Raw genomic sequence first — 16,898 nt, forward strand, 5'->3', positions numbered from 1 at the left:
ATTTAAACAATTTTTTTCTTACTATAAGCAGTCGCCGCTTTATCAAAACCCAGTTTGATATATTGCTCAAGCGCTTCTGCGGTTCCTTTTAAAAAAGGTCTGAAAAAATCCTTATCCTCTCCGGTATACCCTGAGAGAACCCAATTGGAAACATCGCCATGAACCGGGCGGCCAATCCCTACGCGCACGCGTCTGAATTCCTGCGTTCCCAAGAGTCCGGCAATAGATTTCAAGCCATTATGCCCGGCCAGACCGCCGCCTTTTTTAAAAGCGATCGTCCCAAACGGCAAATCCAGCTCGTCGTGAACAACCAGGATATTTTCCACGGGGATCTTAAAGAAGTTCATCAAAGGTTGAACACTTTCACCAGAAAGGTTCATAAAAGTCTGGGGTTTTAAGAAGTAAATCTTCTCATCACCGTTTTGGTAAACGGCGTACTGGCCCTTAAACTTGTCCGTCCATTTCAGATTGCCCGCGAAACTTAGTTCTTCAAAAACATCCCAGCCAATGTTGTGGCGAGTGTAATGATATTTTATTCCGGGGTTTCCCAGCCCAATAATCAAACGGTCCATCAAATCCTCACCTAAATAAACAGTGAGCTGACAGAATCGTTGTTGAATGTTCTGTGAATAGCTTTCGCTAGAAGTTCTGCTGTCGATAAAACTTTAATCTTATCGCATTTTTTAGCAGCTTCAGTTAACTGGATTGTATCTGTGACAATAACTCTATCGAGTTCAGCACACTCAGAAATTCTCTTAATCGCAGGATCAGAAAATACCGGGTGAGTCGCACAAGCATAAACCTTAGTCGCTCCATTTTTCTTAAGAGCTTTACAGGCCTCAACCAGTGTTCCTGCTGTATCGATCATATCGTCGATGATAATGCATTCTTTGCCATTAACGTTACCGATAACGTTCATCGCTTCAGCGATGTTTTTACCAGTCCTACGTTTATCAATCATGGCGATATCTGAGTTTAATTTCTTAGCGTAGAAACGAACGCGCTCAACACCACCAGCATCAGGAGAAACAAACACTGAGTTTTCAGTGAAAATTTCTTTCTTGATGTAGTTTAAGATTACAGGTGAAGCGTAAATATTATCGAATGGAATATTGAAGAATCCCTGAATCTGGCCCGCGTGCAGGTCCATCGTCACGACTCTCGTTGCTCCTGCCACTGTTACGATATCGGCAACAAGTTTTGCTGAAATCGGAGTGCGTGGAGAAGCTTTTCTATCTTGTCTGGCGTATCCGTAGAAAGGAATCACTGCTGTGATTGATGAAGCCGAAGCTCGCTTTAGAGCATCGATCATAATCAAAAGTTCCATCAGGTTATCGTTAACCGGAGCACTTGTTGACTGAACAACAAAAACATCAGCACCACGAACATGCTTTTCGATTTCACAGAAAATTTCGCCATTAGCAAAACGAACTAATTGGGGATTAACCAGCGGCACATCTAAAAAATCTGATATTTGATTGGCAAGGCTTGGATTTGAAGAACCAGAAACTAAGACAATTCGTTTCACAAGATCCTCTCTAAAATAAATGTGGGACTGATTTTACAAAATGGTTGGGGTGCAAGGATTCGAACCTTGGCATGGCAGAATCAAAATCTGCTGACTTACCACTTGTCGACACCCCAATCTTTTGTGAATTCAATATAAACGGTGAGACGCTTTTTTGCAAGCATGTCCTTAAAAAAAGGGCCTAGTTTGAAACCAGCTCACAGCCAAATTGCTGGAAGCGCTTGCCTCTGTCGCGGTAGTAATTCTGGAAGACATCAAAGGCGGTAGTTGCGCCGTATAATCCCAGTGATTTTGTTTTGCGCTCTCCTTCGTACCCAACCCAGATGAGGGTGATGTTCTTGCCATCGAAGGCCACGTACCAGTTGTCATAACCATTGTTTGTCGTTCCGGTCTTACCGAAGAACCTAAGCTTTTGCATAACAACATCTACGGCACGCTCTACTGTCGTCTGGTTCGGGTCAGACAGAAGCTGAAGCACCGACTGGTCCATGAATCGCTCACTATTTTTTATTTTGCCGCATTCTGTTTTAATAAAGTTCGCATAGACATCCCTTAGCTCACTCATGCTCAGTTCCATACTTCCCAGAAGCTCTGATGGGTACTGATCAAGTGGGGTTTTTAACTCAGGGAAATACGGTTTTAGCTTTTCTTCTACCTGAGGAAATCCTAGTTCGCTGGCGATTCTGATAACCGGACGGTTAAGCGATTTTAAAAGTGCGTCTGTGTAAGTCACTTGTGGTGGAAGATTGCGATGGGCCTCTCTTGGAGTCCACGGGCCGGATTTTAACTGAAGAGTGATTGGATCTGTGATAACCCATTCATCCATTCTGCGTCCAAGATCTTCAAAAACACTGTAGATAATCGGCTTGATTGTACTTCCGACCTGGTGTCTTTCTTTTGAAAGTGCCTTTTCTTTATTTCTTTCTACACGGTTGTAATAGCTATACCAAGAATCAGAACTCAGTGGTCCAAGCATAACCTTTACCGAGATATCAACTGTGTTGAATTTATCGTTAAAGCGCTCATTGATTTTGCTTTTTACATCGGCCACTTTCTGGATAAGAACAAATTTTTCGTACTCAGAAAGCGTTGGCTCCTGGTCGTTTAATGTTCTCCAGATCGACTGGTGATAACGAGCTGTCTCAAGTTTTTTCAGACGAGCAGTCCAATTATCCCAATCTGCTTGTTTCCAGATGAGGCTTGGATCATTGGGAACAAAATTTTCCTGGACGAGTTTTTTGTAAACGACGTCCGCTCTTTCCTGAAGTCTTTCTAGTTTTTTAAGCGGGTGAAAATAGCCCGGCCCCTTTAAAAGGCCAATCAGGATTGCCCCTTCAAATGGAGTGATGTCGGCCGGTTTTTTACCGAAGTAAAAAAGTGAAGCGGAAAGGACCCCTTTCATTTTTATTCCCTGAAGAGCTCCCCAGTGAACTTCATTCAAGTAAGCTTCCAGGATTTTTTCTTTAGGAAATTTTGTTTCGATATAAATTGAAACAACCATTTCTTTTAATTTTCTAGTAAACGTTTTTTCATTGGTAAAAAATAGGTTTTTTACCAGCTGTTGAGAAATCGTCGATCCACCCTGCGTGTAGCGCATCGTTTTTAAATTAGTCACAAAAGCACGGAATAAAGATTTTAGATCGACACCAAAGTGATCAAGGTAGCGTTGGTCTTCTACACCAATCAGACCCTTCCAGAAAATCGAAGGTATGTATTCAAATGGCAAGTAGTGTTGGTAACAATAGATCTCAACACAATCGTTGCTCATCAAGTTTTTAAAAGAGACATCATGATTGATTTGCAGCAGACCAGGAATGGCCTTTAGATCTGAGATCGCACCACTTTCACGTGAGCGCGCCATAAAATCATCAAAACTGTTTTTTTCTGCAGTAAAGAGATAAAAGCGTTGAAGTTCGTCTCTTTTAACCAGAGCGCCTTCTTCAAGAGTCACTACCGGGTAAGAAGTGATGTAAGGATCGTAGCTTTTTAAAATTTTATCTTCCAAGAGAGCGATCGACGTCTCGTTAAGCGTTGTCTTAACAAAAATGTACACGCCAATAGTTACCAGAACCAGGAGTGCTAGCAGGAAGATAAATATGCGAATTGCCCATTGCTTCATCTTATCTATAATCTCACAAATACAGGGATAATCCAGTCATAATTCTTGTGTTTCTCATTTTGACTTAACCAGTCCCATTTCATATAGTATTTTGATAAAACTTTCCAATGTTAATTGACCTCTTTTTTGGAGTATTTCATGACTATGTCTTTGAACAGATTCCTGGCCATCGCCTCTCTTGCGGTTATTCCAGCGACATCATTTGCTCTTCCTATCGACTGGCACGGCTCTTTCGGCGTGGACTCAACTCTTCTTTCAAGCTTCCGTAGAATCGATGGAAAAACTGCTCGCACAGCAACCAACAACGGTTCACAAGAAGTTGCACTTGATACAGGCGATAAATCTTCGGCTTCTTGGCAAAGCTACGTTCTAAAGCTTGCTCCAACGATGATCATCAATGACGCAGCTACGTTTAAAGCGGAACTGACAACTGGTTATGCTAGCGGCGGATTCCTTGGCGACTCTGCTCAAACAGATAAGGCCGGAGCTAACAACGTTCCTGTTTATTACCACAATGAAGCTAAGGGCTCATCGGTTAATATCAAGAAAGCTTACCTTGAGCTTTACTCTGATACAGCGACATATATGATTGGTCGCCACACTTATAACTGGGGTCTTGGAGCAATCTATAACGATGGTTCAAACGCATGGGATCGCCACGCTTCTTCACGCGACGGGATCACGATGAAACTTAAAATCGGAAACTTCTACGTGAATCCATTCTGGTCGAAAGTTTCTAACGGCGGCTTAACTGATGCAACAAACTCAAAAGAATTAGGAGCTGGCCTTCTTTACGATAACCCGGAAAGAGACATTGCTTTTGGTCTTCTTTACACAGTTAAATCAAGCAGTGCAAACAACACTCACTTCACAACATCAATTGACCCAACAGATACTAACAAGCAAGTTGGAGAAACTGACGTTAAGATCACAGATATCTACCTTAAAAAAGTTTGGGGTAAATTTGATGTAGCTCTTGAAGTTCCGCTTATCTCTGGTGACTTAGGAAAAACAAACGCAGACAACACAGTGACAAGCTACTCAACAAAAGCAATCCTTGTTGAAGCAAACTATAAAGCAAGTGACTCTTGGAATTTCGGATTCAATGGTGGACGTGTTAATGGACAAGATGGAAGCAGAAGCAAATTCGGCGCTCTTTTCTTAAATCCAAACTACCAGGTTGCAAACATTCTTTTCCGTTATAACCTGAACGCCATTGGTGCTCCAAACACTGCAAGTGTTTACGATTCATACATTACAAACACAATGTACTTCAAACTGAAATCAAGCTACAGCACTGAGAAGTGGACGTTTGATACTGCCGTTATCTACGCTAAAGCTCTTGAAACAGCTGAAGCTGGTAAAGCTGCTTACAATCACACAAAAAACAAAATGTTTAATGCTGTGACAACTCAGTCTGATGACCTTGGGACTGAAATCGACGTAAACGCGACTTACAAGTGGAACAATGAGATCTCTATCGGTGCTGGTCTTGGTTACCTGATCACTGGGGATTATTTCAGTTACACGAACGATACAACGATTAAGAACGAAACTAAAAACTCGCTTCTTCTGCAAATCAACACTTCAGTTACTTTCTAAAATAAAAAAGGCCCTCTTTCGAGGGCCTTTTTGTTTCAATTTTAATTTTTCATTAGATCGAAGGCCATGCACCCATCTGCTGTCCACCCATTTGATTCATTTGCGGCATCTGGTATTGGTAACCTTGTTGCTGCCCGTACATCATTTGTGACTGCTGTTGAGGGTAGTACATCTGTTGTTGTTGTTGACCCATCATCATCGCAGCACTTTGTCCTCCCATGTTGTACATAGAAGCATCGTATGCTGTAGATGTTGTTGGTCCATAGTATCCAGGGTATCTGTCAGCGAAGTTGTCTTCGTAGCTTGTATATGATGATCCGTACGGCTCATACATATCAGCTTCTGCTTCTTCTCTTGAAGCTACTTTTCTCTGGTACTCGTTATAGTTTGTACCCATCTTTGTTAACTTATCATTTCTACCTTTGATGTAATAAAGGTCTTTTTCACGTCTCTTAAGCTCAGCGGCCATACGCTTATCTCTTCCGCTTACGAACTCTTTACACTTAACCGGGTTCTTCACACTTCCAAGCATCCCAACCGCACAGTAGCTGTTGTAATCTTGATACTCTTTCTTTTCAAAAGCAGCGTAACGAGAGTTCATACGGTCAATGGCCGCTTGACGCTCATTTTCTGTTTTCTTGATTGGGTACATATTCCCTTGTCCAACAAGGTATTGGTCTGTCCAATCATTAAGAGTTTTATCAAAACGTTGAAGCTTCTCAACTTGTTGCTTGTTAGCTGCTTCAAAAGTTAATGGCTTTCCACGTTTCTCATCTGTTGGCCCTGCGTATACTTTTGAGTATAGGTATGACTTAAGACGAATATCTTCAACCGTTTTAGCAGCGTCGTTGATCGCGTACTTTTCCATTACAGAGTATACACTTGCAAACGATGTTGGGTTTCTCTTAGAGAATTGTCCAATTTCTTCGTTTAATTTTTTGATTTCATCATCAATCGCTTTCATTTCTGGTGCACCATCTTCAAGATTTGCACGCTTTTGCATTAGAGTATCAACACGGTAGATGGCCGGGTTAAGGAACTTATTATCAAGTTCTTTTACCAGGTCAGCGTACTTAGCAATTTCTTTTTTTGCTGTCGCTTCATCCATTGTATCTCTTTGCTTATTAAGCTTTTCTTCGATTTTCTTTAACTCGCCATCAATTCTTGCAACGTCTGCCTTAACTGCATTCAGGTATCCGGCATCCATTTCTGCTTTGATTTTATCGGCGATATCCTTAAGTGCATCAGCATTACCAAGAGATCTTCTTGCTTCTGCGATTTTTTGAGCATCACCAGACTTACAAATAGCATTGATTTCTTCAATCAATACATCTTGTCCTTTGTTGATGAACGTAGAGTCATCTGCAATTTTTTCAGCAAGCATACATGACTCACCAGGCACGCTTCCTTTAACTCTGTCTTCAATTCCAAAAAGTGGCTTGTACCCGTTTCTTGGATCATTGTATGCTTTTGGGTAACCAAAAGTTAGAGTTACTGATTTTTTAACATCTGCTTTTTTATCGAATTCATAGTCCATCGAGTAGATGTTTTCTGAATATAGCTTTCCAGGAATATCATCATGCTTAAGCTGACCATCAACCAGAATTGGCGACTCAACTCCGTCTTTTCCTTTTAGTTTATAACTAGAAAGACACTCTTCAAATTGTGCATATGTCTGATCGACATCTTTTCCACTCTCATCTCTTTTTACAAGTCTCATTAGAACTGTAACGTTCTTTGAGTCTTTGTCCTGTCTAAGCTCTGGAAGGAAATTACCGCAGACGTTAATAATCGGAGGAATTCTCACGACAATTTTATTGCCAGCTCTTTGTTCAATATTGATGCTGTCCCCATCGCGTGTCAGTTGTTGGAACAACTCTAATGGATAATACTTTTCTTTATCCTGATCCCCATCACATGAAGCCATTGAATTGGCCTGAGTAGTAATGACTTCTTCTTTTGTGGCCTCTGATTTTTTCACCGTATTAGATGAAGAATTTCTTGTCGCTGCTCCATTAGAAGGCTTCGATTCACCAGTACTTGGTGTTCTCACCCCTTGAATTCTTGCGAAAGCACTTTCCGTAAACAGAAGGCTTGCCAACAAGTTAATCGCCAAGATTTTTTTGTTCAATTTCATACGCAATTCCTTTTAGGAAGATGGGCCTATATCAAGTTCTCATCGTCTTTACGGAGCAAATTGAGATTTTCTTTAATACTTAATCAAAATAATAAGGATCTACGTCTATTTTCAACGAGATAGTATGAGGAGGGCGGTAGTTTTTCAGGAAAGTATTCAATAAGTTATGGAGTTGATTGATATCATCACTTCTAAGGAGTAAAGACCAAGTAAATTTGTTCACTTTCTTCTCTATCATTGAAGGTCTCGGCCCCAAAACGTCTACCTTATTAAAGTGAGTGTGCGCAAGCTCAGACAATCTCTCGGCCTGAGTACTACTTTCCTTTATAACTTCGGCCTGATGTTTTCCATTAATATAAAGGAGAATGATCTTCTTTACCGGAGGCGATGAGCACATTTCCCTCATCGGAATCTCATCCTTATAGAAGTCATCAAAGGAATGATTCTTTAAATAAGAAAAAATTTTATTTTCCGGGGCCAGGGTGTGAACAAGAACCTCGGCCTTTTTTCCAAAGCGTCCGGCCCTACCGCTTACCTGAGTGAGCGTTTGATAAACTCTTTCATTACTTCTGAAGTCGGGGAAATTTAATTGAGAGTCAATTCCCAGGATAATCACCAGGTTTACGTTTTCAAAATTATGTCCCTTTGAAAGCATCTGAGTTCCAACCAAAATATCAATTTTCTTTTGGTGAAACAGATCCAATGTCTCTTCTAGTTTTCCAAATGTTTTAATTTCATCACGGTCAAAACGCTCGATGACTCTATCGGGAAAAAGTTCCTGTAAAGTGTCGTGGGCCTTTTCCGTTCCAAACCCTTTAGGAGTCAGTTGAATGTTCATACACTCTGGGCACATTTCTGGGGCAGGTGACTTATACTCACAAGTCTGGCAAACAAGCTCGCTGCGTTTTTTGAAGTATTTTAAATTGGTGCTGCAATTAGGACAGGCAAATTGATGACCACAAGAATTGCATTGCAAATAGCTGGCGTAACCCAGGCGGTTGATGAAGACGAGAACCTGCTCACCTTTTTCAAGTGCCTTTCTTATCTTAAACACACTTTCACTGCTATAAGGCCAAAGCATCTTTTCAGCTTCAACACGCGCTCTTCCACGCATATCAACTAATTCTATATCAGGAAGTTTTGCTTCCTGCGCTCTTTTAGTCAGTGGAAAGTAATGAGTTGTTCCGACAAAGGCCTTATAGGTTTCCACCATCGGTGTTGCTGAACCAAGAATAACCGGAATCTTTAGGAGAGAAGCTCTTTTAATCGCAATATCTCGGGCGTTATATGTACAGCGGTCATCTTGTTTAAAAGATTGATCGTGCTCTTCATCGACAATGATCAGACCCAGGTTTTTAATCGGTAAAAAGACACTGCTGCGAACTCCGAGAATTAATTTGGGTGAAGAGTCTTCCTGAAGAAGCTTCCACAACCCAAATTTATCTGAATTGCTAATGGCACTGTTGTACGAATAGATCGGTACATTTAAATAGGTTTCAAATGTTTTTAAAAATTGCGGGGTCAGGTTAATTTCTGGAAGAAGAAAAAGAACTGACTTTTTTTCTTTGATGATCTTTTGAATCAGCTCCAGATAGATCAAAGTCTTTCCGGCCCCAGTTACCCCATGAACTAAAGACTTTGTGAATTTATCAAAGCCTGCTTCTGCGATTTTATCAACAACGTTTTGTTGATCTGGGTTTAACACAAATGGAGACTCTACTCCCTTTCCCTGGTCATAGTTAAGTTTGCGTGGTCGCTTTAAAAAAGGCGGTAAAACATCAAAGATCAGCTGTCCTAAAGGATAGTGATAATAACTTGCCATCCATTGAAAGAGATCACACTCTTCTTTAGAAAGAGTTAACTCATCGCTTGCTTCAGTGATGTCTTTAATTTTTTCCAGGTCCAGGTTTTGTTCTGAGACTTGCTGCCAAACGCAGCCATCAACAGATCTCTTGCCTTTTCCCAACGGAACTTTAACTAAGGTTCCTTTAGTGATTTTTTGAGCGAGCTCTGCCCCTGCACTATACGTCAGCATAGAGCCATTAAAAGGCGTGTTAACCGCAACAAGAAAGAGAGTTTTTTCCATTCTTAAAATAGAAATGAATAGCCAGGGTCTGATTGTCCCGGAGCTTTTTTCATTTCTTCATAGCTATCGGCCAGGTGCTTATCAGCTTTTTTAACATCAAGACCTAGCGTTTGGATTTTATATAATCCACCAGTGCTGTCTTTCATGTTCATAAATTTAGGAAGTTCATTTGTTCCGTTAAAAAGGAGGTAGTTGCTTGCTTCTAATTTAATTTGAGCGTCAGCTGTCCCGTAATCCATTGCTCTAAATTGTCTTTCTTCGTTTGAGAAATAACCCTGGGCCGACTTCCAGTCCACTTTCCACATAAACTCGTTATCTTTTTTAACCAGTTCAATATTGCGGGCGCGCTTAAAAGTATTTGACCTGAAAAGCTCCAGGACTTTTTCTTTGGCTTTTGGATCTTCTGGATTTAATGGCGAACCGGCATCACCTCTTCCCTTGCTGTTAACCAGGTGAGTACGGTAAGCGCGAAGAAGTTTCATCTTGTCTTCATTTAAAAGAGTTTTATTTTTTACAACACTCACTCCATTTTTTTCCAGAAAAGCTTCAACCCCTTGAGAGCGGTTTGTCGCTAACATCATTAGCACACCGTAGAACATACTTTTTTCTGGAGCCTTCTCTCTTCTAATTTGTGTTAAAAGATCTGGGACATACTTCACGCTCTTAATTTGCGAATTAAGCATCTGCCCGTTTGAATAAACAGTCTGAAGCATGCCGATAGTGTTGGGATTATCCAGAGACAATTGCAACTTAACGTAGTCCATTTTATCCGGCTCATTAAGTGACTGAACCATCATCTTGACGGTTACATACTGTCCTGGCAGGTCGGCATTGTTTAAGTTCTTTAACAATCCTTCTTCTGTTGGAACAGAAGCTTGCACGGTGAAAGCAAACGAAAGAATCATTAAGGCCTGAAATAATCTCTTCATCGTTAATCCTATCTGATGTTGTATTTTTGTACTTTTTCTTTAATAAGACGTCTCATCATCTCTTCTGAATCTTTGTTCATTAGAGCGAATTCAATCGTTGCGTTTAAGTACCCTTCGATATTTCCTGTATCAAATCTCGCGCCCTCAAAAATGTGCGCGTAAACTTCACCTTCTTTTGCCAATAAATTAATCGCATCTGTTAGTTGGTATTCTCCACCAACTCCTTTTGGGATCACTTTTAATGCATCGAAGATTTCCGGTCTAAAAACATATCGTCCCGGGGTTGCCAGGTTTGAAGGCGCATCGGCCGGCTTTGGTTTTTCCACCATCGTCGTCATACGCATTGTTTTTTTCTGAGCGTCTGTAAAATTCCCTTTAACAATACCGTATTTATAAGTTTCCTGAGGATCGATTTCCATAACTCCAATGACATTGGCATTATTATTTTTTGTCGAAACATCGATCAATTGTTTTGTAACCGGGTTTGGCCCGCGAACAATCTCATCACCAAGAATAACTGCGAATGGCTCATTTCCAACAATATCTTTTGCACAAAGAACAGCGTGACCTAATCCCAATTGCTCTTTCTGACGGATTGAAGTCACTTCAACCATTTTTCCAATTTGCTGAACGAGTTCCAGCTCTTTTAGTTTTCCATTTTTGATGAGAAAATCTTCCAGCTCAAACTTGCGGTCGAAATAATCCTCAATCGCATTTTTACCTGATGAAGTAATGAAAACGACCTGCTCAATACCTGACAAAATCGCTTCTTCTACTACGTAGTGAATCATTGGAAGGTTGATGATTGGAATCATTTCCTTTGGAACTTCTTTAGTGGCTGGTAAAAATCTTGTCCCTTTTCCGGCAACAGGGATGACGGCACGTCTAATCTTCATTATAATTTCCTTTTGAAAGCTGTTATTAATTTTAAAAGGATTTACTAATATTCGCAATCAAATCACAAAATCTTTTTTCCTCGTCAGCACACTACTCATGTCAAATTTTGCGCATGCAAGAATACATGAATTTGAGACGACACATCTAAAATCAACTGCAGGTACCGGTGTTTCCAGCATTCTTGCCGAAGAAGCGGCATTCTTAAACCCTGCTAGTTTATCTTTCTTCAATAACGGCAGCGTTTATTTTCAAAGAGACATGCTGCAATTGAAAGATGACAAAGGAAATATTGTTCAAAAGCCAAAATCGACTGGTGTTGTTTTAGCAGACGGCAATGCTTCTCTAAGTGGGACAGTCAGCTACGTTCACCAGGAAGAAGGCGCAATAAAAAGAAGCCGCTGGGGAGCTAGTGCCAGCGCACCACTAAGCCCAGGTTCAGCTTTTGGTTTGAGCATGAGAAAAACCAAAGATGAAAACACTCTCACAAATAAAAAAATTGATTACTACCAATCTGTTTTTGGTGTGACTCACTCTATAGACACACAAAGCTCTGTTGGTATTGTTGTCTACGATGCTTTCAAATCGAAAGGCCAGGCGACAAAGGCCATCGTTGGTGCACAACATGTTTTTGTTGACTACATCACTATCGGTCTTGATTTCGGTGCAAACTACACGGCCGAAGAAATCTCTGAGTCACTTCTTTACCGTGGAAGTGTTCAGGTGCGCGTGCTAGATGATTTTTATCTACGTTTTGGTGCTTTCAAAGACAAAGAACACGACGAAAAAGGAAATGGTTTTGGGTTGGCATGGATTCAACCAAGGCTTGCTCTTGAGTTCGCTCTGAAGAATACTACACAAGACGCAGACACAACTATCAACAGAACAGAATCTAAAGTAAAAGAGATGTCTTTCGCAGCATCTTTAAGATTCTAAAATAGGTGTAACTTGGCAAAGAAAAAAGCTGACGCAAAAGACCTCAAGGACGAGAAAAAGCGCGAGCAGGTTGTGGAGCTTTATCGCACACGACTGACTCACCTCAAGCGCGCTCAAGTTTTTGTCAAAGAAGACCGCATGGCCCAAGCCGTGGATTCTTATAACAAATACCTCGGTATTCTCGCTCTTTATTTCGATACAACCGAAGACCGTTTAACTCCTTCGCTCTTTGATGCGGAAAAGGATATGACGGAGCTGCTTTTAATCAGCCACGCCTATTGGGATTTGGCCAAGGCCTACGATCGTAGCCCCAATCTGCAAAGAGATTGTCTGCGTTGCTTAGAGCAATTTATGAAGTTCTCAATTGGTTTTAAATACCAACACGTAAACGCTCAAATCATCCGCAAGTTTAACAATAAAAAACAGGCCCACAACCCCAAGGCCTTTGAAGCCGCTTACCACAAAATTCAAATCAGTGCGAAGAGATGTTATGTGGCCACTATGTGTTTTGGATTTGAGCATGAAAAGACTGAAGTCTTAAGGCACTTCAAGTTGAAGATCGCCAGGCATGAGCTTGGGTTGGATTTTATCGATTTTTATTACGCACATTCACCTCGATTGGTGGATTTTCTAAGTCAGAAACCGGTCCTAAAGTTTGCTTTTAATACTTTTATCGCGCGTCCCTTGTTATCAACTTTTGTGTTTTTAATTAGACCTCATGTTTACAATCAGAAAACTCATTCTTAAAGAATGGCTGACATTTTTCTTAGGCGCTGTTTTTATCCTGGCAATGGTCTTGTCCCTTGGACATATCCTGACGGGTCTTTTAAAGGCAACAAACGAACTGCGCTCAATTCTGCTGGATTTAGCTCTGGAAATGCCGACGTTTCTTATTAAAATTTTTCCAGTCTCTTGCCTGGTTGCCTCGCTCTTTTCTATCAATAAACTTAAAAGCCGCAACGAATTGACGGCCATTTTTGCCAGTGGTTTTTCCCGCAGACAATTTGTTTTGTGTGTAGGAACTATCGGTGCAATGATTGGTCTAATTCTTTTTCTTATTAACGGGTATCTTGTTCCCTATACAAAACATCAGCAATCTCTTTTAAGTGACTCACATCCACGCATTGCCAATAAAGCAAAGACAAGTACCGTTTCAATCAACGCTCTTAAATCTGGTAAAATTTGGTTCAAAGGACAAGACTATTTCTTTTCATATAGCTCTTTTGATGGCGTCACAAATACAATTTATGATTTGGACTTATATTTCTACGATAGAAACTTCAAACTGGCCGAACAAGTAAGTGCCGGAACGGCGAAATTTGTTGAAGGAAAAACATGGCAGCTGGAAAAAGGTGTTCATGTAACCAACCTGGAAAACAAAACGTTTCCAGCTCCTAGTTTCTTCCATGATAAAAAATTTGATTTAAATGAAACGGTCTCTGATTTTAAAAAGATTAACGCCGACATTTCTACATTAAATATTTGGCGTCTTTATGATTACATTCTTGTTCTAAGAACGAATGGAATCAACGACAGTGAATATTATGTCACGTTCCTCGATAAATTTTCCTCAGGCTTTACCTGTCTGGTTTTGGCGATTTTAGCCTCTGTCGCACTCTTTAATCCCAACCGACGAAACAGCTCTTTTGGTATGAATATCGCCTTCGTTCTCACCTTCACTTTCCTCTATTGGTTTATTTACTCTTATTTCATGACTCTTGGACAAACCAGTAAAATCCCAGCGATAGCCGCTACTTTCGGGGTTCCTTCAGTCTTTGTTCTCTACTTAGCAGGCTATTTTATTTACCATCGCAAATTGCGCTAATTTATGGTATTTAATAGAAATGAAAGATAACTTTTTAGAGAACTACAAATTAGAGGGAGCCAAGCTTCCCATCTTCACATACCCAGCCCCTGTTTTAAAAAAGGTCGCTGCCCCTGTCACAGAATTTAACGATGAGTTAAGAGCATTGGTTAAAGACATGCTTTTCACTATGTACCACGCTCCTGGTATTGGTCTGGCCGCACCACAAGTTGGTGTGAGTTTGCGCTTTTTTGTTTTAGATATCTGGTTTGAAAGAGACAAAGTCACTTTGGCCGATGGTACAGAAGAATGGCGCTTGTCAGATTTTAAACCAATGGTTTTCATCAATCCTGTTTTTAAAAACAAAACCGGCGAAATTATCCATGAAGAAGGATGTTTAAGTGTTCCCGGTGTATACGAAGACGTTAAACGTGCTGAGTTTGTAACGGTTGAGTATCAAGATATGTACGGCAATCATTTGTCGCTTGATGCAGATGAACTACTTTCAGTTTGTCTTCAACACGAAAACGATCACCTCGATGGAATTGTTTTCATCGATCGTCTAAGTTTTTTAAAGAAGCAGTTAATTGAGAAAAAGTTCCTAAAGAAACAAAAGAAAAAATAATGACTAAAAAATTAAATGTCGTTTTCTGTGGGACTCCTGATTTTTCAGTTCCTACACTCGAAGAGCTATACAATAATCCGTCTATCAATCTTGTTGGCGTTATCACTATGCCTGACCGCCCGGCCGGAAGAGGACAGGAATTAAAAGCTCCTCCTGTTGCTGAGTTTGCTAAAACTCACAACATCCCTCTTTATCAGGTTGAAAATATCAACCGCGAACCAGAAGTTCTTGAAGCACTGGAAAAACTAAACCTGGATTTCATCCTGGTTTTAGCTTTTGCTCAATTTTTAGGCTCACGCATTCTCAACATGCCAAGACTGGGGTGTTTTAACATTCACACGTCTATTCTTCCAAAATACCGTGGAGCTGCCCCTATTCAATACGCTCTTTTAAATGGCGACACTTCAACGGGTGTTTCGATTCAAAAGATGGTTAAAGAAATGGATGCTGGCGACCTCGTTCATTTTGATGAAGTGGCAATCACTGATGATGAAACTGGTGAAAGTCTTTACAACAAACTTAAACTTAAGGCCGCTGTCTCGACAAAAGCTTTAATCGAAAAAGTATTGGAAGATAAACTGGTTTACACTCCCCAAGATTCTGCTGGTGTGAGTTTTGCTCCAACAATTAAAAAAGAAGATGGATTCTTAAATTTCAAAGAATCTGACTATAAGAAAATCAGAAACCAAATCAAGGCCTTTGATCCATGGCCTGGGACTTATTGCTTTTTAAATAACCTACGACTTAAAGTTTTTGAAATTGAAAAGCTTCCTCGCTCACTTAAGCCTGGAGAAACATCAATTGACCATGGACTTTTATCGATTGGTTTAAATGACGGATCGGCCATCAGACTGAGCAAGATTCAGCTTGAGGGTAAAAAAGTTTGCAGTGACACTGAATTATTAAACGGACTTAAAAATAAGGGCGGAGAGATCATCCTCAATCCGTAAATGTTTATGACTATCATTTCACCAAGTCTTCTTGCCTGTGATTTCCTCAACATTGAGCCGGAACTTATGGCGTTTTCAGGTGTAAAAGATATGTGGTTTCACCTCGATATCATGGACGGACACTTTGTTCCCAACCTGACTTTCGGTCACCCCATCATTGAACTTATTACTAAAAAGTCTCCTCATAAATGCGATGCTCATTTCATGGTGACCAATCCAGAGTTTCACGGCGAAACTTTAAAAAATGCCGGTATCCACAACTTCACGTTTCACCTTGAAGCTGTCATGGATTCACTTTCACTCATCCAAGAATTAAAAAAGAATTACCCGAGCGTTGGTATTTCAATCAAACCAAACACTCCAACTCATAAACTGAGTGATGAAATCCTAAAAGCAGTTGACCTGGTTTTAGTGATGTCAGTTGAACCTGGTTTTGGTGGACAGTCTTTTATGCCAAGTGCATTTGATAAAATCAAAGAGCTTAAAAAGAGACGCGAATCCCTAAAAGCACATTTTCAGATTCAAGTTGATGGTGGTGTGACAGACAAAAACGCCAAGGAACTAATTGAGGCAGGAGCCGACAATTTAGTTGCCGGCTCTTATGTTTTTAAAACGACTAAAGACAATTACAAAAATAAAATCGAATCTCTGAGAAGCTTCTAACTATTGAGCTAGAAGTGTTAACGTCTGATCCTGTTGGCAAATAAGTAGATCGCCATCAGCAGCACAATTCATATCTGTCGAAACGATTGAACTTGAAATTGCTCCACCTAAAAGCCTTAGGTTTCTTAGAGTATCAAGACCAGATTTTTTCATGCTGGCAGCGTAAAGCCCTTCCATTGTTTGTGCACTTACAGTGATGGCCTTCACTGAGCCAAAAAGACTTGTGCTAACCGTCGCAGGGATTTCTTTGTTGATGTTTTCTTTGATGTCGATAAGTCTTACAACATTCTTTCCTGTTACTTCCAGGCTTACCAATTCTTCACTTGCTTCGTTGATTTCTTGTGAACTTAAATTTTTTGTTCCTTTTGCCGTGATGTAATCAAGAGACGCTTGACCAGTCACCACTTGAGAAATTTTAGTAAAACGAGTTTTTGAAATTTTTTTAAGAGTTAAAACTTCGTGACCTTTGACTGTATAAACCAGACGGTCGCCAGCAAATGCTGAAGTTGAAAGAGTAAGTGCCAATGCAAAGACTGCAAGAGTTGTTTTCATAAGAGCTCCTATTGATGGTTGCCCCCATCATAGCAGGCCTATAAAAACCCGGTAGGTCTCTTGAATTTTTTAC

General features: G+C 40.4%; 15 protein-coding genes and 1 tRNA gene. 7 read left to right on the forward strand and 9 right to left on the reverse strand.

Features of this window, described 5'->3' with window-relative positions; all coding sequences use genetic code 11:
- Positions 1 to 2: 2 nt before the first annotated feature.
- The 4 genes from pth to AC6JA8_RS19000 all read right to left on the reverse strand — a co-directional run bounded on the left by pth (position 3) and on the right by AC6JA8_RS19000 (position 3,647).
- On the reverse strand, positions 3 to 572 hold the full coding sequence (pth, locus tag AC6JA8_RS18985) for an aminoacyl-tRNA hydrolase (protein ID WP_497975171.1): 570 nt from the start codon (positions 570 to 572) through the stop codon (positions 3 to 5).
- Between the two features lie 11 nt (positions 573 to 583).
- Positions 584 to 1,528 carry a ribose-phosphate diphosphokinase gene (locus tag AC6JA8_RS18990; protein ID WP_491638791.1) on the reverse strand — a complete coding sequence of 315 codons (945 nt, stop codon included), beginning with the start codon at positions 1,526 to 1,528 and terminating at the stop codon, positions 584 to 586.
- A 41-nt stretch (positions 1,529 to 1,569) separates the two neighbouring features.
- A tRNA-Gln gene (locus AC6JA8_RS18995) sits at positions 1,570 to 1,644 on the reverse strand.
- A gap of 65 nt (positions 1,645 to 1,709) precedes the next feature.
- The gene (locus AC6JA8_RS19000) at positions 1,710 to 3,647 is read right to left on the reverse strand and encodes a transglycosylase domain-containing protein (RefSeq protein WP_497975172.1); all 1,938 of its coding nucleotides are present in this window, start codon (positions 3,645 to 3,647) and stop codon (positions 1,710 to 1,712) included.
- Positions 3,648 to 3,785: 138 nt separating this feature from the next.
- Here AC6JA8_RS19000 and AC6JA8_RS19005 point away from each other — a divergent pair, with 138 nt between their 5' ends.
- Positions 3,786 to 5,249: a hypothetical protein gene (locus tag AC6JA8_RS19005; RefSeq protein ID WP_497975173.1), complete on the forward strand. Its 1,464-nt coding sequence runs from the start codon at positions 3,786 to 3,788 to the stop codon at positions 5,247 to 5,249.
- 52 nt (positions 5,250 to 5,301) lie between these two features.
- Here AC6JA8_RS19005 and AC6JA8_RS19010 read toward each other — a convergent pair whose 3' ends face one another.
- The 4 genes from AC6JA8_RS19010 to galU form a co-directional block, all read right to left on the reverse strand.
- Complete coding sequence (locus tag AC6JA8_RS19010) at positions 5,302 to 7,386, reverse strand: OmpH family outer membrane protein (protein ID WP_497975174.1); 2,085 nt, start codon at positions 7,384 to 7,386, stop codon at positions 5,302 to 5,304.
- 79 nt (positions 7,387 to 7,465) lie between these two features.
- A complete protein-coding gene (priA, locus tag AC6JA8_RS19015; protein ID WP_497975175.1) occupies positions 7,466 to 9,472 on the reverse strand; it encodes a replication restart helicase PriA in 2,007 nt (668 codons plus the stop codon).
- A 2-nt stretch (positions 9,473 to 9,474) separates the two neighbouring features.
- Entirely contained in the window at positions 9,475 to 10,401 is a 927-nt protein-coding gene (locus AC6JA8_RS19020) for a hypothetical protein (protein WP_497975176.1), read from the reverse strand.
- A gap of 8 nt (positions 10,402 to 10,409) precedes the next feature.
- Positions 10,410 to 11,297: a UTP--glucose-1-phosphate uridylyltransferase GalU gene (gene galU / locus AC6JA8_RS19025; protein WP_102245388.1), complete on the reverse strand. Its 888-nt coding sequence runs from the start codon at positions 11,295 to 11,297 to the stop codon at positions 10,410 to 10,412.
- A 97-nt stretch (positions 11,298 to 11,394) separates the two neighbouring features.
- Between galU and AC6JA8_RS19030 the strand changes: the two genes are divergently transcribed.
- Genes AC6JA8_RS19030 through rpe form a run of 6 tightly spaced genes read left to right on the forward strand, consistent with a single transcriptional unit; the run spans position 11,395 to position 16,273 of the window.
- Complete coding sequence (locus AC6JA8_RS19030; protein ID WP_497975177.1) at positions 11,395 to 12,231, forward strand: hypothetical protein; 837 nt, start codon at positions 11,395 to 11,397, stop codon at positions 12,229 to 12,231.
- A 12-nt stretch (positions 12,232 to 12,243) separates the two neighbouring features.
- Entirely contained in the window at positions 12,244 to 12,978 is a 735-nt protein-coding gene (locus AC6JA8_RS19035; RefSeq protein ID WP_497975178.1) for a CFI-box-CTERM domain-containing protein, read from the forward strand.
- The gene (locus tag AC6JA8_RS19040; RefSeq protein ID WP_497975179.1) at positions 12,950 to 14,056 is read left to right on the forward strand and encodes an LptF/LptG family permease; all 1,107 of its coding nucleotides are present in this window, start codon (positions 12,950 to 12,952) and stop codon (positions 14,054 to 14,056) included. Before AC6JA8_RS19035 ends, AC6JA8_RS19040 begins: the two co-directional genes overlap by 29 nt.
- Positions 14,057 to 14,075: 19 nt before the next feature.
- Complete coding sequence (def, locus tag AC6JA8_RS19045) at positions 14,076 to 14,660, forward strand: peptide deformylase (RefSeq protein WP_497975180.1); 585 nt, start codon at positions 14,076 to 14,078, stop codon at positions 14,658 to 14,660.
- Positions 14,660 to 15,610, forward strand: a complete 951-nt coding sequence (gene fmt / locus AC6JA8_RS19050; RefSeq protein ID WP_497975181.1) for a methionyl-tRNA formyltransferase — start codon at positions 14,660 to 14,662, stop codon at positions 15,608 to 15,610. Before def ends, fmt begins: the two co-directional genes overlap by 1 nt.
- Positions 15,611 to 16,273, forward strand: coding sequence for a ribulose-phosphate 3-epimerase (rpe, locus tag AC6JA8_RS19055; protein ID WP_497975182.1), 663 nt, complete (start codon positions 15,611 to 15,613; stop codon positions 16,271 to 16,273). It begins immediately after the preceding gene.
- Here rpe and AC6JA8_RS19060 read toward each other — a convergent pair whose 3' ends face one another.
- A complete protein-coding gene (locus tag AC6JA8_RS19060; protein ID WP_497975183.1) occupies positions 16,274 to 16,825 on the reverse strand; it encodes a hypothetical protein in 552 nt (183 codons plus the stop codon). It abuts the gene before it with no gap.
- Positions 16,826 to 16,898: the final 73 nt, after the last annotated feature.

The organism is Bacteriovorax sp. HI3, from assembly GCF_059738875.1.